Source organism: Arthrobacter sp. NA-172 (genome assembly GCF_043952055.1).
Lineage (GTDB): Bacteria > Actinomycetota > Actinomycetes > Actinomycetales > Micrococcaceae > Arthrobacter.
In genome coordinates this window covers 251,226-271,872 of sequence record NZ_JBINOT010000002.1, presented here as the reverse complement: position 1 = coordinate 271,872, position 20,647 = coordinate 251,226, and the positions used below count along the sequence as shown (strand labels likewise).

At 64.2% G+C, this 20,647-nt stretch carries 14 protein-coding genes and 5 pseudogenes; 13 read left to right on the top strand and 6 right to left on the bottom strand.

Features of this window, described 5'->3' with window-relative positions; translation table 11 throughout:
• The 5 genes and pseudogenes from ACF0H6_RS13660 to ACF0H6_RS13640 form a co-directional block, all read left to right on the top strand.
• A pseudogene (locus ACF0H6_RS13660) lies at positions 1–473 on the top strand (PAC2 family protein); the annotation flags it as partial.
• Positions 474–509: 36 nt separating this feature from the next.
• A pseudogene (locus ACF0H6_RS13655) lies at positions 510–1,875 on the top strand (nitrate/nitrite transporter).
• Positions 1,876–2,008: 133 nt separating this feature from the next.
• On the top strand, positions 2,009–2,317 hold the full coding sequence (locus ACF0H6_RS13650; RefSeq protein ID WP_395250163.1) for a DUF4192 family protein: 309 nt from the start codon (positions 2,009–2,011) through the stop codon (positions 2,315–2,317).
• A complete protein-coding gene (locus tag ACF0H6_RS13645) occupies positions 2,205–3,323 on the top strand; it encodes a DUF4192 family protein (protein WP_395250162.1) in 1,119 nt (372 codons plus the stop codon). Before ACF0H6_RS13650 ends, ACF0H6_RS13645 begins: the two co-directional genes overlap by 113 nt.
• Positions 3,324–3,555: 232 nt before the next feature.
• Positions 3,556–4,852: pseudogene (locus tag ACF0H6_RS13640) on the top strand (RNA polymerase sigma factor).
• An 87-nt stretch (positions 4,853–4,939) separates the two neighbouring features.
• Here the strand turns inward: ACF0H6_RS13640 and ACF0H6_RS13635 are convergent.
• A pseudogene (locus ACF0H6_RS13635) lies at positions 4,940–6,353 on the bottom strand (PLP-dependent aminotransferase family protein).
• Between ACF0H6_RS13635 and ACF0H6_RS13630 the strand changes: the two are divergent.
• Positions 6,352–7,293: a DMT family transporter gene (locus ACF0H6_RS13630; protein WP_395250161.1), complete on the top strand. Its 942-nt coding sequence runs from the start codon at positions 6,352–6,354 to the stop codon at positions 7,291–7,293. The pseudogene ACF0H6_RS13635 and the gene ACF0H6_RS13630 overlap by 2 nt on opposite strands.
• Positions 7,294–7,334: 41 nt before the next feature.
• Positions 7,335–7,979 carry an FMN-binding negative transcriptional regulator gene (locus ACF0H6_RS13625; protein WP_395250160.1) on the top strand — a complete coding sequence of 215 codons (645 nt, stop codon included), beginning with the start codon at positions 7,335–7,337 and terminating at the stop codon, positions 7,977–7,979.
• Positions 7,980–8,074: 95 nt separating this feature from the next.
• On the opposite strand, the gene ACF0H6_RS13620 is transcribed toward ACF0H6_RS13625, so the two are convergent.
• On the bottom strand, positions 8,075–8,296 hold the full coding sequence (locus ACF0H6_RS13620) for a hypothetical protein (RefSeq protein ID WP_284752004.1): 222 nt from the start codon (positions 8,294–8,296) through the stop codon (positions 8,075–8,077).
• 221 nt (positions 8,297–8,517) lie between these two features.
• On the opposite strand from ACF0H6_RS13620, the gene ACF0H6_RS13615 reads away from it, so the two are divergent.
• Positions 8,518–10,626: a type IIA DNA topoisomerase subunit B gene (locus tag ACF0H6_RS13615; protein ID WP_395250159.1), complete on the top strand. Its 2,109-nt coding sequence runs from the start codon at positions 8,518–8,520 to the stop codon at positions 10,624–10,626.
• A gap of 1 nt (position 10,627) precedes the next feature.
• Here ACF0H6_RS13615 and ACF0H6_RS13610 read toward each other — a convergent pair whose 3' ends face one another.
• The gene (locus tag ACF0H6_RS13610; RefSeq protein WP_395250158.1) at positions 10,628–11,620 is read right to left on the bottom strand and encodes a M56 family metallopeptidase; all 993 of its coding nucleotides are present in this window, start codon (positions 11,618–11,620) and stop codon (positions 10,628–10,630) included.
• A 6-nt stretch (positions 11,621–11,626) separates the two neighbouring features.
• Positions 11,627–12,013, bottom strand: a complete 387-nt coding sequence (locus tag ACF0H6_RS13605; RefSeq protein ID WP_395250157.1) for a BlaI/MecI/CopY family transcriptional regulator — start codon at positions 12,011–12,013, stop codon at positions 11,627–11,629.
• A gap of 272 nt (positions 12,014–12,285) precedes the next feature.
• Here ACF0H6_RS13605 and ACF0H6_RS13600 point away from each other — a divergent pair.
• From ACF0H6_RS13600 to cydC, 4 genes and pseudogenes are all read left to right on the top strand, one after another.
• Positions 12,286–13,891, top strand: a pseudogene (locus tag ACF0H6_RS13600) (cytochrome ubiquinol oxidase subunit I).
• A gap of 19 nt (positions 13,892–13,910) precedes the next feature.
• A complete protein-coding gene (gene cydB / locus ACF0H6_RS13595; RefSeq protein WP_395250156.1) occupies positions 13,911–15,038 on the top strand; it encodes a cytochrome d ubiquinol oxidase subunit II in 1,128 nt (375 codons plus the stop codon).
• 3 nt (positions 15,039–15,041) lie between these two features.
• Positions 15,042–16,595 (top strand): ABC transporter transmembrane domain-containing protein, encoded by a 1,554-nt coding sequence (locus ACF0H6_RS13590; RefSeq protein WP_395250155.1) that lies wholly within the window; start codon positions 15,042–15,044, stop codon positions 16,593–16,595.
• 167 nt (positions 16,596–16,762) lie between these two features.
• The gene (gene cydC / locus ACF0H6_RS13585) at positions 16,763–18,514 is read left to right on the top strand and encodes a thiol reductant ABC exporter subunit CydC (RefSeq protein ID WP_395250178.1); all 1,752 of its coding nucleotides are present in this window, start codon (positions 16,763–16,765) and stop codon (positions 18,512–18,514) included.
• 10 nt (positions 18,515–18,524) lie between these two features.
• Here cydC and ACF0H6_RS13580 read toward each other — a convergent pair whose 3' ends face one another.
• Positions 18,525–19,532 (bottom strand): NAD(P)H-dependent flavin oxidoreductase, encoded by a 1,008-nt coding sequence (locus tag ACF0H6_RS13580; protein ID WP_395250154.1) that lies wholly within the window; start codon positions 19,530–19,532, stop codon positions 18,525–18,527.
• Positions 19,533–19,616: 84 nt separating this feature from the next.
• Positions 19,617–20,135, bottom strand: coding sequence for a DinB family protein (locus tag ACF0H6_RS13575; RefSeq protein WP_395250153.1), 519 nt, complete (start codon positions 20,133–20,135; stop codon positions 19,617–19,619).
• Between the two features lie 115 nt (positions 20,136–20,250).
• Between ACF0H6_RS13575 and ACF0H6_RS13570 the strand changes: the two genes are divergently transcribed.
• Entirely contained in the window at positions 20,251–20,631 is a 381-nt protein-coding gene (locus ACF0H6_RS13570) for a VOC family protein (protein WP_395250177.1), read from the top strand.
• Positions 20,632–20,647: the final 16 nt, after the last annotated feature.

Sequence of the window (20,647 nt, the reverse complement as noted above, 5' to 3'; positions counted from 1 at the left end):
CGGCGTCACAGTGCACGGCAATCGGCCGGAGCTCATCGAGGGGATCTCAACGTGGAAACCGGTGGTCGATGTTCCGTCCGCCATCGGCCACATCCTTGAGCTGCGGTTGATTGAGGCCGGGCGCAAAGTGGCCGGATACGTCATCCACGTGCCCCATTACCTCGCGGACGCCGAGTACCCGCCGGCGGCCGGTGGCAGGCCTTGAATATCTTGGTGCCGCCACGTCCCTCATGTCCCCCACGGACCGCCTCCGTGAGGCCGGCAGGGAAGTTGGCCGGCAGATCGCCGAACAGGTGGAGGCCTCCGAGGACGTCCAGCAGGTGGTTTCAACGCTGGAATCCCGCTATGACGACAAAGCCGAGGGAACCGTTCGCCGGTCCCTGCTCGCCGACGAGAACGACGAACTGCCCAATGCCGAGGACTTGGGCGCGGCAGTTGAGGCGTATCTCGCACGTAAAGATGCGCGCCCATAAGGGCAGCTTTAATGCGGCCCCGGGCATAATGGAAGGGTGAACGCACCCCGCGCCTGGCTCATTTGGACCATAGGGGTGCTTGCCTACCTGTGGGGCGGTGGCCCAGCGCACCTCTTTCAGTGTGTGTCCGGACTGGAAGCGACCGAACGGTTCCACGCCAGTGCGTCCGCCATCTCTTTCTTCACCGTGCTTCAGCTGCTCGGTCTACGCCGGCCTCCAGATACCCGTCGGCCTTCTTGTGGACCGCTTCGGCTCCCGCGCCATGATAGCCAGTGGTGCAGTCCTTATGGGGCTCGGCCAACTCCAGTTGGCGTATGCCGACACCGTTCCCGGCGGTGTGCTCGGCCGGGTACTGGTCGGCGCGGGCGATGCCATGACTTTCGTTTCCGTGATCCGGCTCGTACCGATCTGGTTCGCACCTGCCCGGGTTCCCCTTGTCACCCAAATGACGGGAATGTCGGGACAGCTTGGCCAACTCATCAGCGTGATTCCATTCGCGTTGATCCTTCATTCCGCGGGATGGAATACAGCATTCGCTGGCATTGAGTTCCCTGTCCGCGCTCGCGGTGGTGCTGGTCCTCGCGCTGCTCAGGGACGCTCCGCATGGCCATCCGCCCCGGGAAAGCGGCCAGGGACTGCGCGCCACAGGGGTCACGTTGGCGAGGGCCTGGCAGCAGCCGGGAACGCGCTTGGGGCTCTGGAGCCACTTCACCGTCCAGTTCAGCGGAAACGTGTTTGCCATGTCCTGGGGTTATCCGTTTCTGGTGTCGGCGCAAGGTCTCGATGCCGCCACCGTGTCCGCCCTGATGGGTCTTTTCGTGGTCACCAGCATTCTTGTGGGGCCGCTGTTCGGAACCTTTGTCGCCAGGCACCCCATGCGCCGTTCAGCCATGGTCCTGCTGATTACGGCTGCGACGGCGCTCGCCTGGGCCGCGGTTTTGCTGCTCCCAACCAGGGCGCCTTTGTGGTTGCTTGCCCTCCTGGTGGTTGCCCTGGCGGTCGGTGGTCCATGGAATCCATGATTGGCTTTGACTTCGCGCGGACGTTCAACCCATCCCACAGGATCGGCACGGCCACGGGCATCGTCAACGTGGGCGGCTTCCTTGCCGCGCTCATGACGATCTACTTAGTGGGGCTTATCCTCGATATTCTCCACACCAGCGGCTTCTCGGGCGGGGAACTGTATGGCCTGGCGCCGTTCCGCATCGCTTTGAGCGTGCAGTTCGTGTTTCTGCTGGTGGGTACGGTATTGATCCTCATGACCCGTCGCAAAGTGCGCCGCCAGATGGCGGCGCAGGGCGTTCACGTTCCGCCGCTCCTTGTATCGCTGGCAAATCAGCGCCGGGTCCGCGTGGAATTGCGTCGCGAACGGCTCGCGAAGCAGCGAAGCTCCACTCAGTAGCTCGCTTTAGCCGACGCTTCCAGCTACAAGTCTCCTTGCAGCGGTCTTCCTCCACAGGCAAGGAGCGCCACCTTTGTCCACATAGGGGAATTGGGGTCTGCCATGGCCGGTTATTGCTGCCGATGCTGGATTCATGACACCAGAGAACTCCGTGACCATTTCCCGCCCCGAGGACATCCTTGGCTTCATTCCCCATGCCTTGGGGCTGTGGCCCACAGAGAGCCTGGTGGCCATCACGATGCACGGCAAGACACTCGGCGCCACCCTGCGCGTAGACCTTCCGCCTGAGAGATCCGAGGACATGCTCGCCCTGTATTCAGGGAGGATCAGTGAATACCTGGAACGCGGACGACGGCGCCGACGGGGTGCTCTTGGCCTTATTCAGCGACGACGGCTGGGAGGACGGCGGCGTGGTGCGAAACAACCTGCCGTTGTTGACTGACCTGGAACTTGTCCTGGCCCGCCGCGGCCTGACGCTCCGCGATGCCTGGTTCATTGGTTCTGACTACTGGCGAAGCGCGTTCTGTACCGATGTGGACTGCTGCCCTATCCCCGGGCGCCCTGTGCACCAGATCCTCGATAGCAGGCTCAACGCGGAGATGGTCTTCAGGGGCAGCAGCGTCAGGGAATCACAGACTGTGCCGGCGCCGGGCCAGCCCGTTGTGGATCCGGATCCGGAGTTCACCGGGGCGGAAGACGCCGCGCTTGAGGGGATACTTCGGTGCTGGCGGAGCAAGAAAGCTTTCGAAGAGATGCTGGACGTGTGGATAAGGGTCCTCGACTCTGACCTTCCGAAAGAATTCGACGCTGAGGCTGCGGCCTTCCTCAGGGCGGCCTTGCGGGTTCCGGCTTGGCGCGATGCCGTGGTGGTCCTGGCGGCTGCCGGCAGGGACGTCGCCCGCGGTGGCGCACAGGCCTTCGGCTTCTTTTGCCTGGAGGGCGATGAAGAGGAAGTCCTGGTCATTCCGCCTGGGCTGCGTTCCTCGTCGCCAGCAACAGCGAAACCAGCAACAGTGAAACCAGCAACAGTGAAACCAGCAACGGCGAAGCGCGCGGCAGGGGAGTCACACGCCCCCTCCGGAACCCGCGAATCTCCGCCGACGGCGGCCACGGATTCCAACGCCTTGCGCTACGGGGACGTTTTGCTGGGCCTCTACCCTGAGAACCCCGATTGGGCTCGGTTGGCCACCTTGGATCAGGTTTTGGCGTTGCTCGCCGGGCAGGGTGGCGCCGAGGCGCGTGCAGCAGCGCTCACCATCTTGGGGTGGATTCGATGGTGCCAGGGGAGCGGCTCATTCGCTGACGAACTTCTTTCGCAGGCCGACGCAGAACTGCCGGGCTACCGGCTTGCGGAACTACTTACCGAGTTGGTCCGGCGTGGCACCGTTTGCGGCTGGGCGAAAAGCCGCTCCTCGGCGTGGCGCAAGTTCGGCGGGGCGGCGGCCTGAATCGCCCACTTGAAGTCAAAACCGTGAGACAATGGATGCCGAGACCCGGTTGGGTCCGCGTTTCAAGTGCCCGGAATGTTCCCTGAATCCAGGAACATTTAGGTGTCGTCGGGAGTTTTACCTAAAGACTCTGCGGTCGGCGATGGCACTTGATGTTGATCGTGGACTTGACAGGGTCATAGTGGTGTTGCCCCCATGGTGATTCCACAGACCGCCGCTAGAAAGGTTTTCTGTGACCCCGTCTTCCGCTGAGAAGGAACCCGCCGCCCAGGCCGAACTGTCCGCCGAAGAAAAGAAGGCGGCTACAGCTGCGAAGCGTGCGGCAACACGTGCCGCCAATGCTTCGACTGCAGGTGCAGAGAAGCCGGCACCCAAGAAGCGTGGGCCCAAGCCCGGCGCCAAAGCCGCTGCCGAAGCAGCCAACAAGTCCGCCGGCGCCGACGAGGACTCCGAAGAAGCCGAGGATTTTGACGCCGCCGCTCCCGACGAAACGGAGCTCACGGAAGAAACCGAAGAAGGCGAAGAAAGCAAGAAACCGGCGTCCACCGGGTCCGGCTTTGTCTACTCGGATGCTGATGATGACGACGCTCCTGTCCAGCAGGTCATGTCTGCAGGCGCCACGGCCGACCCCGTCAAGGATTACCTGAAGCAGATCGGCAAGGTCGCCCTGCTGAACGCTGAGCAGGAAGTGGATCTCGCCCTCCGCATTGAAGCCGGTCTCTTCGCCGAAGAGAAGATCAACGCCGATGACGGCTCCATGGACCCTAAGCTCAAGCGCGAGCTTGAGTTCATCATCCACGACGGCAAGCGTGCCAAGAACCACCTTCTCGAAGCCAACCTGCGCCTTGTCGTCTCCCTGGCCAAGCGCTACACCGGCCGTGGAATGCTGTTCCTGGACCTCATCCAGGAAGGCAGACCTGGGCCTGATCCGTGCTGTAGAGAAGTTCGACTACACCAAGGGCTTCAAGTTCTCCACGTACGCAACCTGGTGGATCCGCCAGGCCATCACCCGCGCCATGGCGGCCCAGGCCCGCACCATCCGCATCCCGGTTCACATGGTGGAAGTCATCAACAAGCTGGCCCGCGTTCAGCGCCAGATGCTGCAGGACCTGGGACGCGAACCCACGCCTGAAGAGCTGGCCCTCGAACTGGACATGACCCCTGAGAAGGTTGTTGAAGTCCAGAAGTACGGCCGCGAGCCCATCTCGCTGCACACCCCGCTTGGCGAGGACGGCGACTCCGAGTTCGGCGACCTCATCGAGGACTCTGAAGCTGTTGTTCCGGCGGATGCCGTGAGCTTCACGCTCCTCCAGGAGCAGTTGCACTCGGTTCTCGATACGCTCTCCGAGCGTGAGGCTGGCGTCGTCGCCATGCGCTTCGGCCTTACCGATGGCCAGCCGAAGACTTTAGACGAAATCGGCAAGGTCTATGGAGTCACCCGCGAACGCATCCGTCAGATCGAATCAAAGACGATGTCCAAGCTGCGCCACCCGTCGCGGTCGCAGGTTCTGCGGGACTACCTCGACTAAAGCAACGGGCGCCCTGCCCTCATCGGCGTTAGCGCTTCGCGAAATGGACCCCCGGATGATCCGGGGGTCCATTTTATTTAGCATCTTCTAGAGACTGTTGCGTTCAAGTGCCCGGCCGAGGACGCGGGCGCCCTCCGGGAAAGCGGCGGGGTTCGGTCCGGCGTAGTTGAGCCGGATGAACTGACCGGCCGGTTCGGCGGGGAACCACTCGGTACCGACGGCGATCATCACCCCGGCGCTCTCGCAGTCACGGGTCAATTTATCAAGGTCTGTCCCGTCGGGCAGACGCGCCCAGAGGTTCAGCCCACCTTTGGGGATGAGGCTGAGGTGGGCTTGCGGCGCGTGCTCGCGCAGGCTCGACACCAGGAAGATCGCGGCGGGATTGAAGCTGATGGCGGAGGCTGCGCAGATGCGTCTGCCATCCGGGCTGTGTGACGACGTCGAGTGCGGCAGCCTGGAGCAAGCCGCTCACGTACATCGACTCCGCCGCGCGATCAGCAAGGATACGTTCACGCGCCGGGCCGCGTGCGATGACCGCAGCAACGCGGATGGCGGGGGACACGCTCTTGGTCAGCGAGCGGAGGTAGACGACGTGGCCGGAGTCGTCCCGCGCAGCAATCGGCACAGGAGTCGTGGTGATGCCGAAGTCGTGGGCCCAATCGTCTTCAACGAGGAACGCACCGCTCTTGCGGACGACGTCGAGGACCTGCTCGCCACGGCGGGTGGGCCATTGGGCCCCCGTGGGGTTGGAATAGTTCGGCTGGGCGTAGAACAGGCGAGCGCCGGTCTCCTCGAAAGCCCTGGCTAACTCTTCCGGATCGGGCCCATCGGGTCCGCTGGGCACCGGGACAATGCGGACCCCGGCTTGGGTCGCAGCCAAGATGGCTCCCCAGTAACTCGGTGATTCCATGAGCAGTGGCTGTCCGTGGCCAACCAACGCAGTGAAGATGGAGCTGAGGCCACCTTGGCTTCCGGGCAGGACGATGACGTCGCTCGGTGTTGGCGGGGTGACTCCCGCCGGCGTCGCGGCACCGAGTTCGTGTGCGAACCAGGACTGCAGTTCGGGAAGTCCCGGCGCGGGTGGCCGGGACAGAGCTGCATCCCCCCGGGCCGCCCGGGTGAGTGCGGCGCGGACCAGACGCTCTGGCAGCAGTTCCCGGTCCGGGTAGCCCGAGTGGAATGCAATGGTGTTGTTGGCGGTATCGCGCATCGTAGTGGAAGCCGAACGGGGAGGCGTTTGCGGCGCACGCAGCGCCGCCGTCTGCCAGCCGTAGTCCGAAGGGCGGGCGGTCCGGATGACCCGCACAAAGGTCCCGACGCCGGGCCGGCTCTCGATCAGGCCTTGGGCAGTCAGAGCCTGCAGCGCCTTCTGCACAGTCACGGGACTGGCCTGGTACTGGGCAACCAGCGACCGCGTGGACGGCAGCCGGGATCCCGGTGCCGCCCCGGCGATCCATGCCTGGAGTTCCGTCACGATTCGGGAACTGCTATCGTTATTCATGAGATCCAATAGTAGCGCTACTGTATTGATTCGCCCAGTGATACCGCTCCGCGCGGCCTCCGGTCTGTGGTGGGGACTTGTGGGAGTAGCGGCATTCTCGTTCACTGTTCCCTTCACTCGAATGGCGGTCGGGGGCCTGTCGCCCCTGTTCATCGGGTCGGGCCGGGCAGTGGTCGCTGCGGTACTTGCCGCATGCGCGCTCGGGCTCACGCGGCAGCGCCTTCCCCGCGGCCGGGAATGGGCGCGCCTCGCAGTGATCGCCGGAGGGATTGTTGTCGGTTTTCCATTGCTCACCTCATTCGCGCTCACGACGGCGCCCGCCAACCACGGTGCCGTCGTCATCGCGCTCCTTCCTGCCGCCACGGCAACCGCCGCAGTACTTCGAGGTCGCGAACGGCCCCCGGTAGCGTTTTGGGTGGTCACTGCGGCAGGAGCCATTGCGGCGATCACTTTCGCGTTCGCGCAGTCCGGTGGCCCGGGGCAGCTGAACTGGTCAGATCTACTCCTGCTCGGTGCCGTGGCGGCCGCGGCAATCGGCTACGCAGAAGGCGGACTTCTCGCGCGGGAACTAGGTTCATGGCAAACCGTCTCGTGGGCGCTCGTCCTCGCATCGCCGCTCATGGTTGGCTTGTCAGCATTCTCAATGTCTCAACAGCCACCCTCCGCGACGCCGGTCCAGTGGGCAGCTTTCGCCTACCTTGGCATCGTCAGCATGTTCCTTGGCTTCTTCGCCTGGTACCGGGGCCTTGCCATCGGCCCCATGGCCAAGGTGAGCCAAGTCCAACTTATCCAGCCCGTCTTGAGTATCTGCTGGGCAGGGATCCTGCTTGGCGAAACCCTGGGCTTGACCACCGTCGCCGGCGGCCTCGCCGTCATCCTGTGCGCCGGCGTCGCCGTCCGTATCCGGCTTAATCCGCTCCCTGCGAAGCAGAATCCCTGACGGGCAAACTGAACGCGAAAACCCTAGGAAGAAAGAATCGCATGTACATCCCAACGCACTTTGCGGCCAGTCCCGACGCTCTCCAAGGCCTCCTCGTCCGGCCGACTGCCGCCAATCTGATCACCATGACCTCGCAAGGCTTGCTCGCTACCTTCCTGCCCTTTGTCTACGATCCTTCGATCGGTGAACACGGAGCGCTCCACGGACACCTTGCCCGGACCAACACACAATGGTCCGAGGCCGCCATCGGTGAATCCCTCGTCATCATCCAGGGTGCGGACGCCTACATCTCTCCCACGTGGTACCCATCGAAGGCCGAACACGGACGCGTCGTCCCGACGTGGAACTACTCCACCGCCCACGTCTACGGCAAGCTCGCCGTCCATGAAGACCCGGAGTGGCTCGGCGGGCACGTCAGGCGGCTGACGGATCTCCACGAAGCCCACTCCGGGCAGCCGTGGTCCGTGGACGATGCGCCGGAGCGCTATATCTCCGGCCAGCTACGCGCCATCGTCGGCGTCGAATTGCTGATCACCAGGATCGAAGCGAAAACCAAACTCAGCCAGAACCGACCCGACACGGACATCGACGGCGTGATTGCGGGCCTGGATGCCCAAGGGCGGTCAGAGATCGCCGCTGACGTGATGAGGGCCTGCTACGAAAGACCGCAAAGGAACCTTGGCTGAGCAGGGACACAACAAGGCCCCCTCCGCTTGGAGGGGGCCTGGCTGTCTCTATAAAGTTTTGTCAGCCTGGCGGCCCGTACGGCCTGCCGTGATGGCTAGTCGGCGAGGACGGGTTCCTTCTCCTGAAGGCGGGACGTCTCGTCATGCCAGTCCGAGGTCATCGGACGCAACGTGGCCTCGACTGCGCGTGCGTGGTGGCCGCAGAAAAGCAGCTCACCGCCGGAGGACTCAAGTACAACGCGGACATATGCCTGGGCCCCGCAACGATCGCACCGGTCGAGTGCATTGAGTGTGCGGTCTGCAACTGCAGTTGTCATGTTCGGCCTCCTTAGTAGTTCTGTGTATCCATATAACCAGCATTCGAAGCAAAACCATGGCAAGGATGGGTCACGTTCGCTGTCCGCGTATCACATGTACGTAACGTGAGGAAGTGGGGTCCAGCACTGTTGGGAGTGGCAGCGCTCGTCTTGGCTCCGGGGCGACTAGCCTAGAGGGAGCCTTAATTTGCCTCTGTTACACCCGAAGGAGCGCCCCGCCCGTGGCACCGAGTTCTGAATACAACGCCCGGCACCTTTCCGTTTTGGAAGGTCTGGAGGCCGTCCGAAAGCGTCCGGGCATGTACATCGGTTCCACCGACTCCCGCGGCCTCATGCACTGCCTGTGGGAAATCATCGACAACTCCGTGGACGAGGCGCTGGCCGGCTTTGGGCACGACATCCAAATCATTCTGCATGCGGACAATTCGGTCGAAATCCACGACGACGGCCGCGGCATCCCCGTGGACGTGGAGCCCAAGACCGGACTCACCGGCGTCGAGGTCGTTTTCACGAAGCTGCACGCCGGCGGAAAGTTCGGTGGCGGCTCCTATACGGCGTCCGGCGGTTTGCATGGCGTTGGCGCGTCCGTAGTGAATGCCCTCTCGGCCCGGCTCGACGTTCAGGTGGACCGCGGCAGCAAGACCTACCAGATGTCTTTCCGGCGGGGCGAACCCGGCCGGTTCAAGGACGTCGGTTCCAAGCCCAGCCCGACGTCGGTTTTTGAACCGTTCGTCGAAGGCTCGGTGCTCGACGTCGTCGGCAAAGCCAAGCGCGGAGTCACGGGTACCCGTATCCGTTACTGGGCAGACCGGCAGATCTTCACCCCGGACGCGAAGTTCTCCCTGGAGGATCTCGCGGCGCGTGCCCGCCAAACCTCGTTCCTGGTCCTTGGCCTCAAGCTCACGGTGCGCGACGATCGGCGGCTTCCCGGCACCCCCGGCGAGCACGGCCCGCACGAAGAGGTCTTCCACCACGACGGCGGCATTTCCGAGTTCGTCGATTTCCTCGCCGCGGATTCCGGCGTCACTGACATCTGGCGGCTCCACGGTGCAGGCAAGTTCAAGGAAACCGTTCCGGTCCTGGACGAGAACGGTCACAGCAAGATCGCCGAAGTGGAACGCGACTGCGAAGTGGATATCGCGCTGCGTTGGGGGATCGGCTACGAGACCACGATGCGCAGCTTCGTCAACATCATCTCCACACCCAAGGGCGGCACGCACCAGGCCGGCTTCGAGCAAGCACTCCTGAAGACCTTCCGCAAGGCCGTGGAGACGAACGCGCGCAAGCTTAAAGCGGGCAACGACAAGATCGACAAGGACGATGTCCTGGCCGGACTGACGGCAGTGCTGACGGTCCGCCTGGCAGAGCCGCAGTTCGAAGGGCAGACCAAAGAGATCCTCGGCACTTCGGCTGTCCGGGCGATTGTTGCCAAGGTGGTCGAGGAAGAGATCACTTCGCGCCTGAACTCGGCGAACCGCAACGACAAAGCCCAGTCCACCCTGCTGCTCGAGAAGATCGTCAGCGAGATGAAGTCCCGCATCTCCGCCCGCGTCCACAAGGAAACGCAGCGCCGGAAGAATGCACTGGAAACCTCGTCGATGCCCACCAAGCTGGCAGATTGCCGCACGGACGACGTCGGACGCTCTGAGCTGTTCATCGTGGAAGGTGACTCCGCCCTCGGCACGGCCAAGCTTGCGCGGTCCTCGGACTTCCAAGCCCTGCTGCCGATCCGCGGCAAGATCCTGAACGTGCAGAAGGCCTCGGTGGGGGACATGCTCTCCAACGCTGAGTGTGCGGCCCTCATCCAGGTGGTGGGTGCCGGTTCGGGCCGGAGCTTCGACATCGACGCCGCGCGTTACGGCAAAGTGATTCTGATGACCGATGCAGACGTCGACGGCGCCCATATCCGCACGCTCCTGCTCACCCTGTTCTTCAGGTACATGCGCCCGATGATCGATGAAGGCCGCGTGTACGCGGCAGTCCCACCGCTGCACCGGGTGGAGGTCATCAACCCCGGCCAGAAGGCCAACGAGATGATCTACACATATTCGGAGGCTGAACTGCACGTCCTGCTGGCCAGGCTCGCAAAGGAAGGCAAGCGCTACAAGGAACCGATCCAACGGTACAAGGGCCTGGGCGAAATGGACGCCGAGCAACTCGCCGAGACAACCATGGATCCGCGCCACCGCACGCTCCGCAAAGTGGGGATCGAGAACGCCAAGATGGCAGAGGACACCTTTGACCTGTTGATGGGTTCAGACGTCGCCCCCCGCAAGGACTTCATAATTGCGGGCGCCGCAGATCTGGACCGCGAACGGATTGACGCCTGATTCAACCCAGCAGGCCGGGCACAATCAGCAGGCCTGTGGGTACCGCGAGCAGCATGGCCGACGCCGCGAGGACCATGCCGCGCAGGGCTGACGGAAGCGGAGGCTTGGGTGAGAGCAGCCGGCTGACGCGCGACGCCGTCGTACGCGGTGAATCGGCACCGCCGGTTCCGCTCAACATGCTGTCGTCAGTGGAAGTGGCCCCGGTGCTTGGTCCGTGCGGAGAAAATTGCTCCACGGGACCGGCGGAACCGCTCGCCACAATCGCGATCGCCTTGATAAGGGTTTCTTTGCTCTCGGTCCGCAGCGCAACGTCATCCGCGAGCATCTCGATCAAGGAGTTGACCGCTACCTGGGCCAGCCGCGTGGTGGGGAACCAAGGCAGCGCCTGACGCCACGCGGCGAAGGCCCACAGAAGGAGGTCGTGGCGTTGCGAGAGATGCGCGTTCTCATGGATCAGGACGGCGCGGAGCTCAGCCGGCTCCAATGCTGCCATCAGGCCATCGGACAGAACGGTCACCGACCTCGCACCGCCGGGTAGGCAGTAGGCAACGGGGAAGTCGTGGTTGATGACCACCGTGCCCGGACCGTCGTCGGAGGGTGAGGCCAGAAGGGCGAGGAGTTCCCGGTGGCGGCGCCGCTGCCGTTCGATCTTGACGTAAGTCAGCAGCAGGGTGAACACCAAGTGGGCGCTCAAGAGTGCCGCGGCGGACAACGCAAACAGATGCCAGAAGCCCAGGGCTGTGGTGGGCTCGTTGTGGAGCACCATTCCAGTCAAGGACCGGAGCCCCGCAATGAGGTTGACGCCGATGGGCTCAAGGCCGTAGACGAGCATGGCCCCGATCATCGAAAGGCCACCGGCAAGCGCGATGGCTTGCCAGAGGACCATAGCCGTGAAGGGTGCGCGCGCGGGCCATTCGGCACGCGATAAAAGAACCGGCACTGGCCAGGCCAGCACCAAAGCAAGGACCGCCAGGAAATACGAGGTCCAGAACATGGGTGGTTAGTTTTTGCCGAGCAGCTTGCGCAGCGTGGCAGCTTCACTCTCGCTCACGGAACCGATGAACCGCGCCAGCACGGCTTCGCGGTCAGGGGCGGATCCAAGTGCCTCATGCATGAGGTCTGCGGTGTGGTCGGCACGGCTCGAAACGGCCTGATACCGGTGCGGACGGGTACCCCGTTCGCGCTCCACCAGGCCCTTCTTCTCCAAGCGGGACAAGACAGTCAGCACGGTGGTGACAGCGAGGTCCTTGCCTTGGTGTCCGGCAATGCCGTCTGCGGCAGCAGAGTCCTGTGCCAGCAGGTCACGAAGTGTATTGGCTGTCGCAGCCTCCTGGCCCGCCCAGAGCAGATCCATGACCGCCCGTTCCAGTTCGCCAAGACTTGCCATCAATGCATCCCTACTTTCCGCAATTCCCCGCCGCGATATGAGGCGAGGGAGTGCGACGATCCAACATTCCACCCTCAATCTATCGCTTTTCGGAGCGCGATTCTACATGAAGTAGAAAAAGCGGCCCCGCGTGTCCTTGCGACTGTGTGACGCCGCTGGAAGAGTGGTGACCACATCGCAGCGGTTTGTTCTACACTGTGTAGAAGAAGTATTTTCTACGCAATGTAGAAGATGGACGCCGCTTAGCGGACAGCCGGATAATAAGGACAGCCATGGACGCCTTGGAAATCGCACGCTGGCAATTTGGAATCACCACGGTCTACCACTTCATGATGGTGCCCCTCACCATTGGGCTGGGGCTTGTAGTGGCCGTGATCCAGGCTCTTTGGTACCGCACAGGCAAGGTTGAATACCTGCGGATGACCAAGTTCTGGGGCAAGCTCTTCCTCATCAACTTCATCATGGGCGTGGCCACCGGCATCGTGCAGGAATTCCAGTTCGGCATGGCGTGGAGCGAGTACAGCCGCTTCGTCGGCGACATCTTCGGCGCCCCGCTCGCACTCGAATCGCTTCTGGCGTTCTTCGTTGAATCGACCTTCCTGGGGCTCTGGATCTTCGGCTGGAAGCAGCTCAAGCGCGGTGTCCACCTGGCCTGCCTCTGGATCGCCGTGATCGGTTCGCTCTTTTCGGCCTACTTCATCATCGTGGCCAACTCCTGGATGCAGCACCCGGTCGGCGTGCAGATGGTCAACGGACGCCCCCAGATGACCGACGCCTGGGCGGTCTTCACCAACAACACTGCCCTGGTTGCCGTGCCGCACACGCTCTTCGGCGCCCTCGGTGTCGCGGGTGCCTTCCTTCTGGGTATCGCCTGGTACCACCTGTGGCGCCGCCGCCACGACGGCATCGACACCATCGGCCCTGACGGACGGGCCGTTCCCGGCGAAGCGAACATTCCCGGCCGGGACAAGACCGACTACAACGTCTGGATTCGCTCCTTGCGGATCGGCGCCGTCGTCGCCATGATCTCTTTCGCCGGCACGGCCGTCACAGGCGACCTCCAAGGCAAGCTCATGTTCGAACAGCAGCCCATGAAGATGGCAGCGGCGGAAGCAGCCTGCCACGACGGCACCGGATTCTCCGTACTGAGCGTCGGCAACCTGGGATCCAAGAACTGCAACGACATCAAAGCCGTGATCGAGGTGCCCGGCATCCTCTACCTTCCTGGCCAAGGGCGACTTCACCACCGAAGTGAAGGGGGTCAACAGCCTCCTGGACGAATACAAGGCAAAGTACGGCACCCATCTGCCGAACGACCCCCTCTACGGCGACCGCGCGGGCCAGGAAATCCAGTACGTGCCCGTGATGGAAGTGACGTATTGGGGCTTCCGGACGATGATCGGCTTCGGCGGACTCGCAGCCTTCGCCGCGCTGCTCGCCCTGTGGGCCACGCGCAAGGGCACCGTGCCGCAATCACGGTGGATCATGTGCCTTGCGGTCTTCGGCATCCTGGCTCCCTTCGGAGCCAACGCCGCCGGCTGGATCTTCACCGAAATGGGCCGGCAGCCGTTCGTCGTCGCACCCAATCCGGACGCGAGCGGCATCGACCAGGTGTTCATGTTCACGGCCGCGGCCGTCTCACCAGGCGTATCCGCTGCTGAACTCATTACCTCATTGGTGGTATTGGCCTCCATCTACGCGGTGCTTTTGGTGGTGGAAGTCCGGTTGCTGGTCAAATACGCCCGCGGCGGTGTGGCCTCAGCGATGCCGGAGCTCGCGGAAGCGCCTCACAAGAACAAGAAGGACGACGACGGCGGGACCCCGGGTGCACCGGGCCAGTCCGGCGATACTGACGACGTCCTGGCATTCGCCTACTAGGAAGCAAGGGATCTTTCGAATGGAACTGTTGCCAACCGTCTGGTTCGTGGCCATCGCCGTGCTGTGGACGGGCTACCTCTTCCTGGAGGGCTTCGACCTCGGCGTCGGAATGCTCATGAAGGTCCTCGCTCGGAACAACACCGATCGCCGCGTGCTCCTGAACACGATCGGCCCCGTGTGGGACGGAAACGAAGTGTGGCTGCTGACTGCGGCCGGTGCTACCTTCGCGGCTTTCCCGCTCTGGTACGCCTCCCTGTTCTCCGCTTTGTACCTCCCTCTCCTGATTGTCCTCGTGGCCTTGATCTTCCGTGCCGTCGCTTTCGAATACCGCGGCAAGGTGGACACTGCGCGTTGGCGGACCGTTTGGGACTGGGCCATTGCCGTGGGATCGTTCACGGCTGCCTTCGGCATCGGCGCGGCACTCGCGCTGACCACCACTGGATTGCCGCTTAACGCCAACGGAGACAGGCAGGGTGGCCCCTTCGCCTGGTTCAGCGGATACGCCGTGCTGGGCGGACTCGCCGTCGTGGCTTTTGCACTGGTGCACGCCCTGGCTTTCTTGGCCCTCAAGACCGACGGCGAGGTACGCCACCGGGCGCGCCGGTGGTTTGTGCGGCTCGCGCCAGTCGCGCTCCTGCCGCTGCTGGCATGGATGGTCGCCCTCCAACTCCTGAGCGGCAAGCCCTGGACTTGGCTCTTGGTGATCGTGGGAATCCTCGCCGCCTCGGCTGCGTGGGTCCTTGCCCGCAGGGGAGCCGAGGGCAAGGCCTTCGGAGCCCTGGGTGCGTTTTTGGTGTGCGCCACTGGATCCATCTTCGGCGCGGCCTTCCCCGTGGTGATTCCCTCCACCCTGGACCCCGCCTTCAACCTCACCATTTCCAATGCTTCGTCTTCCGACTACACCCTGGGGCTGATGAGCATCGTGGCTGCGTTCGGGCTGCCCCTCGTCATTGCCTACCAGGCCTGGACTTACTGGGTGTTCCGCCGTCGGGTCAGCGCGGCCCACATTCCGGCCGCACATGGTTTCCTGCCGGCCATCGCAGCCAAGGTGCTGGTTGGCAGTCCTACACCGGCCGGTCCGGTCTCCAAAGGCACAGTCACTAAAGGCCCGGCTGCTAAAGGCACGACAGACGGCGTCGGCGAGTAACGAATGAAGCCCCTGCTGCCTGCCGGACCGGCTACGCGATCCGCCCTGTATGTCCTTGGCCTGCTGTCCTCGCTGAAGGCACTGTCCCTGGTCTTGATTGCGCAAGCCATCGCGGGGATGCTGTCCGGACTTGCTGCGGGCGGCTTGGGGTGGCGGGAAACACTTCTCTGGGGTGCCGCCGGTGCGGTGCTTCGGTCCCTGACGGTCTGGGGCCAAGGAGTTGCGGCACGCCGGGCAGCCCTCGGCGTCAAGGAAGAGCTAAGGTCCAGGCTTTTGGGCCGTGCCTTGCGTTCCGGGGCCGCGGGACGAGTCGGCGAAGTCAACGACGGCGGGCTGGCGGTGCTCGCGACACGCGGACTCGATGCCCTCGACAATTACTACACGCAGTTCCTGCCGGCCTTGGTCAATTGCGCAGCCGTTCCACTGCTCCTCGGCGTGCGCATCCTCTTCGCAGACTGGATCACCGCCCTGGTTGTGGTCCTGACCGTGCCGCTGGTGCCGCTTTTCATGGTGCTGATCGGCCGCCACACCGAGGACCGGGTCCACGAAGCCCAATCCACGCTCAGGAGGCTCTCCGGTCACATCCTCGAGCTGGCCAAGGGACTTCCGGTACTCGTCGGTCTGGGCAGGGCCCGCGAACAGCGTGCGGCCCTGGAAGACCTCTCGGAGGAATACCGTTCGCGCACCATGGGAACCCTGCGGACTGCGTTCCTCTCTGCGCTCGCCTTGGAACTGATCGCCACCATTTCGGTAGCGGTGGTCGCCGTGTTCATCGGCGTTCGGCTCGTGGCTGGCGACATGGGCCTGGAGGCAGTCATGCTGGCCCTCATCCTCGCCCCGGACTGCTACCTTCCCCTGCGGGAGCTGGGTACTGCCCACCACGCCAGCGACGACGGCCGCGAAGCATTGACCGCAGCCAACGCGGTGCTGGAGTCGCCGGCGGGCCGCCCACTGAATGAAGCGTCCGGCACGGAGCCCCGGAGTGGCGCTGCCGCGGCCGGCGTCGTGGTCAAAGGATTGAAGGTGACGTATGCCGGAAGGGGCGTGGCCGCCGTCGGGCCTGTCGATTTCCATGCTCCCGCCCGGCGCATCACGGCCCTGTCCGGCCGGAGCGGTTCAGGCAAGAGCACCATCCTCGGCGTTCTGGCCGGCACGATCGGCGACGGTCCGCTGGCTTCCCTCGGCGGTTCGGTGACGGGTCTGGGAGCCGGTGCCGTGGCCTGGGTACCTCAGCATCCCGTCATGGTGGCCGATACGGTGCTGGACGAGATCCTCCTGTACCTGACCGGCCCCGAGGCAAAGCCGGAGGCGGACACAGCGACGGCGATGGCCTGCCTGCAGCTGGCCGCAGCCGAGCACCTTGCCGCCAAGCACGCCGCCGAGCTGAGCCTGGTGAATTGCGCCGGGTTGCCGTGGCCCGCGGTTTGGCGCGCCTCAAAGCCGGCGCCACTGTCCTTTTGCTGGATGAACCTACCGCCCACCTCGATGCCGCCTCCGCCGACGCCATCCGGGCCGCAATCGAAAGGTTGCGCGGGACTGCGACGGTCATTTTGGTAGCCCACGACGCGGCAACCCGCAGGCTTGCGGACCACGTAGTGGAGCTCGACGGCGGGACGCCAACGGAGCGGCCCAGCCCGGCTAGCGCCAACACTGCTGACGCCAACACTGCTGACGCCAACACTGCTACCGCCGCGAAGGTGCCTGCGCTCCAGCCTGTTACCGTGATGGACTCGCACACTAAATCCCGGGGAAACCTCTCCACCTTCAGAGCTTTGGCGCGCATCCTGGCACCCGTCCGTTTCAGATTTGCGGGTGCCGTTCTGATTGCCGCGCTCGCAGCCGTCTTTGCCGTGGCGTTGTCCGGGCTGTCCGGCTGGCTCATCATCCGGGCCAGCGAGCAACCGCCCATCCTGTACTTGCTGGGAGCAATCGTGGGCGTACGGTTCTTCGGCATTGGCCGGGCAGTGTTGCGGTACAGTGAGCGGCTCGTGGTCCACGACGCGGTCTTCGCCGCGATGACCAGGCTTCGGGGTGCGCTCTGGGCGGCGCTTAGCGAAAGGGCGCTGTCCTTGAGGCGGCTCCTGCAGGGCGGCAACGTGCTTGGCGCGGTGGTCGACGACGTCGATACTCTGCGGGACCTCTTGCCGCGCGTCATTCTGCCGCCCCTCTCGGCCCTTGCCGTCGCGGTGTCGGCGGCAATCACCTCAGCCATCCTGGTCCCTGCCGCGGTGCCGGCCGTTGTAGCCGCCGCGGTGGTTGGCCTCGTATTGGCCCCTCTTCTTGCCCTTGCGGCAGACCGAAACGCTGCACGCGCCGAGCAGCAACTGCGCTCACTCGTGCTGCGCGAGGTTGCCTCAGCCCTTGACGCCCGCGCCGATCTCAGCGCCAACGGCATTGCCGGACCTGTCCTGTCGGCCCTGACCCGGCGGGACAGCGCAGCCACTGCGGCGGCACAACGCTCGGCGTGGGCCGAGGGCATAGGCCAAGGATTGACGGTGCTCGCCTGTACGCTCGGCGCGTTGGCGGCCGGCCTTCTCGCGACGCCGTCTGTGCAGGCCGGGACCGTTGCGCCTGCTGTGCTCGCCGTCGTCGTTCTCGTTCAACTGGCCCTCGCGGAACCGTACGGAACTGTAGTTTCTGCCGTGCGGCAGGCTCCCGCCTTGACCGCGGTGGTGCGGCGGATCGCAGGGTCCGGGGCCTTCGATACCCCAGCGGATTCCGACGGCGGTGTGCTGGCCGGTGTACTGGCGCTGCCGGAGCGCCCCGACCGTTCCCCGGGGCTGCTGCTGGACGGCCTCGAAGCGTCATGGCCGGGCGCCCCGCCGCTGTTCAGCGGGCTCAGTGCAGAGGCGGCTCCCGGGCGTTGGCTCTCAGTGACGGGCCCGTCCGGCTCCGGCAAATCCACGCTGCTGTCGGTACTGCTTGGTTTCCTGCCGGCGTCGTCCGGTGCTGCATACGTCAGTGGAACCGCCGCCTGGTGTCCGCAGGAGGCGCACCTCTTCGACTCCACCATCCGCGGCAACCTGCTCCTCGCCCGTCCTGCAAGCCATAAGCCTTCCGAAGCGGACATGCAGCAGGCTTTGGGCGCCGTCGGGCTTTCCACTCTGGTGTCCGGTCTTCCCTCCGGCCTGGACAGCCGCATCGGCCCCTCCGGTTCGTTCCTCAGCGGCGGCGAACGCCAGCGGCTCGCGATGGCCCGCACGCTCTTGACCGGCGCGGAAGTCCTGCTCCTGGACGAGCCGACCGCCCACCTCGACGCCGAAGCAGCCCGCCTCATGATGGCGGAACTCCGCGGCGGCCTGAGGGACGTCACGGTCGTCCTGGTGACTCACAACCCGGCTGATATGAGCGCGGAAGACTCCCGGCTGGATCTCGGGACCTCCCAAAACAAACCAGCCCAAAACGGACCAGCCCAGGACAAACCAGCCCAGAACAAACCAACCCAGAACACGCCGGCGCTTGTGCCCGGCAGCTAGGGACAGGAAGCTAGGCGCCGAGCCGCGCGAAGATCGCATCCACCGATTCGACGATGTCCGTGATCAGCTTGCGCGCGTCGTCCTCCCGGATGAGTGGCGTCGATTGGCCGGCCCACAGCGACATGAGCCCCGGAATTCCCTGTGCCGCGGCAGCGGGACGGAACTTGCCGGTCAGCCAGTTTTGGATGGGAAAGGGTGCGTGGGCCCGAGGATCGGCGAGCTCCGCGATGATCCTGTTAGGGATACCGCGTGCCAAGCGGCCACTGAGGGCCCGGGTCAGGACCGTATGGGCGGCGTCGGGTCCGCGCAGGGCGGCAACATGCGCGGAACTGGCCGCAGACTGGCGGGTTGCGAGGAAGGCTGAACCAATTTGGACCGCATCCGCGCCCAGCGCCAGGGCGGCGGCTACTCCGCGGCCATCAGCGATTCCGCCCGCGGCTATGACCGGAACTGAGACCGCATCCACGACCTGCGGCACCAGTGCCATGGTTCCCACCAGGGAGTCCTGGGGATCCCGCAGGAAGGACACCCTGTGGCCGCCGGCCTCCATTCCTGTGGCAACGATCGCATCGACGCCGCCGGTATCCAAAGCCACGGCCTCGTCCACGGTGGTCGCTGTTCCCACCACCACAATGCCGTTCCGGTGGGCCTGCTCGATGACCGACTCGGATGGAACGCCGAACACAAAGCTCAGCACGGCCGGCCGGGCTTCAATGGCTGCTTGGATCTGCGCCGCTGGATCGGGCATATAAGCGTCCGGCTGGGTGGGCGGCTCTACTCCCACAAGCTCGAAATAGGGCCGGAGGACCTCCACGTAGTCTGCGAACTGCGCGGCATCCGTGCTCGGCGGTTCTTCGCCCTCGATGGGGAGCCATAGATTCAGGGCGAACGGTTTCCCACTGGCTTCCCTGAGCTCGAGGGCCGTGGTGGCAATTCGATCCGCCTCGTAGCCGTACAGCCCATAGGAACCCAGCCCGCCGGATTCGCTGACCGCGGCCGACAGCTCTACTGAGGACAAGCCGCCGAAGGGCCCCAGCGACGATCGGCAGGTCAATAGTGAACAGCCGCGTTGCCCGTGTGTCTTTCCACGTCATTGATGCGCCTAGCCGTCGACGTCGTGCAGGTGGTGAACCACGTCGTGCAGGAAGTACTGGGCAAACGTCAGCACCGTGAACGTGGAGCCGTTGCTTCGCACACCCGTACGCGGCCACTCATCTTCGTGGACAGCGGCGAAGGAGTTCGCGATTTGCCCGCCCTCGGCAGCTAACTGTGCAGCCACCTCGGCCGGGTCCGCGTTGGCGTAGTCGCCGTCGATCGCCGCTTTGTCCTGATCCCAATTGTCGAAGTGGGCATCCTCCTCGCACAGCATGAGGTTCAGGCGCTGGTCGAAGAGGCTGAAGACATCCCGGACATGGCAGGCGTACTCAAGGGGAGACCACGTGTGTTCGTTCGGGCGGGTCGCAGTGTCTTCGCGGCGCAGCACCGCACGCCAGCGCGGCAACATGTTCAGGACGGTTCCTGGGACCGTGGAAGGGGTCACTGTGGCGGCATCGAAGCCGCATTCGGGACAGGGAGCGGACAAGACCCAAGTCCAGTCTTTGCTATCGGGAATGATCGGCATGGCAGTAGTCTAGGGCCCGCGCTCAAGATCCGGTCCCACCGCTGAAAACCGGGGCTCCGGATGACCGATCAGGAGTAAAGTTAGGTGCTGGGGAAGCCTGGAAAGTGAAATGGCCATGCTTAAGGATCTAAACGTCGCCGGCGTGCTTCCTGCCAGCGATCTCGCCCGCGCCCGCGACTTCTACCGCGACAAACTCGGTCTCGAACCCGACAATCCAGACGCCTCGGACAATCTGACGTACAAGTGCGCCAACGGTACGGCCTTCGTGCTCTACGAAACGCCCAACGCCGGGACCGCCAAGAACACCCAGCTGGGTTGGCAAAGCACGGACTTGGACAAGGACATGGCCGATCTCAGGGAACGTGGAGTCGTTTTCGAAGAGTACGACTTCCCGGGCCTGAAAACCGAAAACGGCGTAGCCACCTTGCCGGATGGCGAAAGGGGAGCCTGGTTCCTCGATTCGGAAGGAAACATCCTCAACATCTCCACGATGTAGTCAGAACGCCCTAGGC

What these genes read in the sequence shown, in the direction of transcription:
- ACF0H6_RS13625 (WP_395250160.1), top strand. Translation starts at nt 7,335, where the DNA reads ATGTACATCCCAACGCACTTTGCGGCCAGTCCCGACGCTCTCCAAGGC.
- ACF0H6_RS13630 (WP_395250161.1), top strand. Translation starts at nt 6,352, where the DNA reads ATGAGATCCAATAGTAGCGCTACTGTATTGATTCGCCCAGTGATACCG.
- ACF0H6_RS13605 (WP_395250157.1), bottom strand. Translation starts at nt 12,013, where the DNA reads ATGGCAAGTCTTGGCGAACTGGAACGGGCGGTCATGGATCTGCTCTGG.
- ACF0H6_RS13570 (WP_395250177.1), top strand. Translation starts at nt 20,251, where the DNA reads ATGCTTAAGGATCTAAACGTCGCCGGCGTGCTTCCTGCCAGCGATCTC.
- ACF0H6_RS13590 (WP_395250155.1), top strand. Translation starts at nt 15,042, where the DNA reads ATGAAGCCCCTGCTGCCTGCCGGACCGGCTACGCGATCCGCCCTGTAT.
- ACF0H6_RS13650 (WP_395250163.1), top strand. Translation starts at nt 2,009, where the DNA reads ATGACACCAGAGAACTCCGTGACCATTTCCCGCCCCGAGGACATCCTT.
- ACF0H6_RS13610 (WP_395250158.1), bottom strand. Translation starts at nt 11,620, where the DNA reads ATGTTCTGGACCTCGTATTTCCTGGCGGTCCTTGCTTTGGTGCTGGCC.
- cydB (WP_395250156.1), top strand. Translation starts at nt 13,911, where the DNA reads ATGGAACTGTTGCCAACCGTCTGGTTCGTGGCCATCGCCGTGCTGTGG.
- ACF0H6_RS13575 (WP_395250153.1), bottom strand. Translation starts at nt 20,135, where the DNA reads ATGCCGATCATTCCCGATAGCAAAGACTGGACTTGGGTCTTGTCCGCT.
- cydC (WP_395250178.1), top strand. Translation starts at nt 16,763, where the DNA reads ATGGACTCGCACACTAAATCCCGGGGAAACCTCTCCACCTTCAGAGCT.
- ACF0H6_RS13620 (WP_284752004.1), bottom strand. Translation starts at nt 8,296, where the DNA reads ATGACAACTGCAGTTGCAGACCGCACACTCAATGCACTCGACCGGTGC.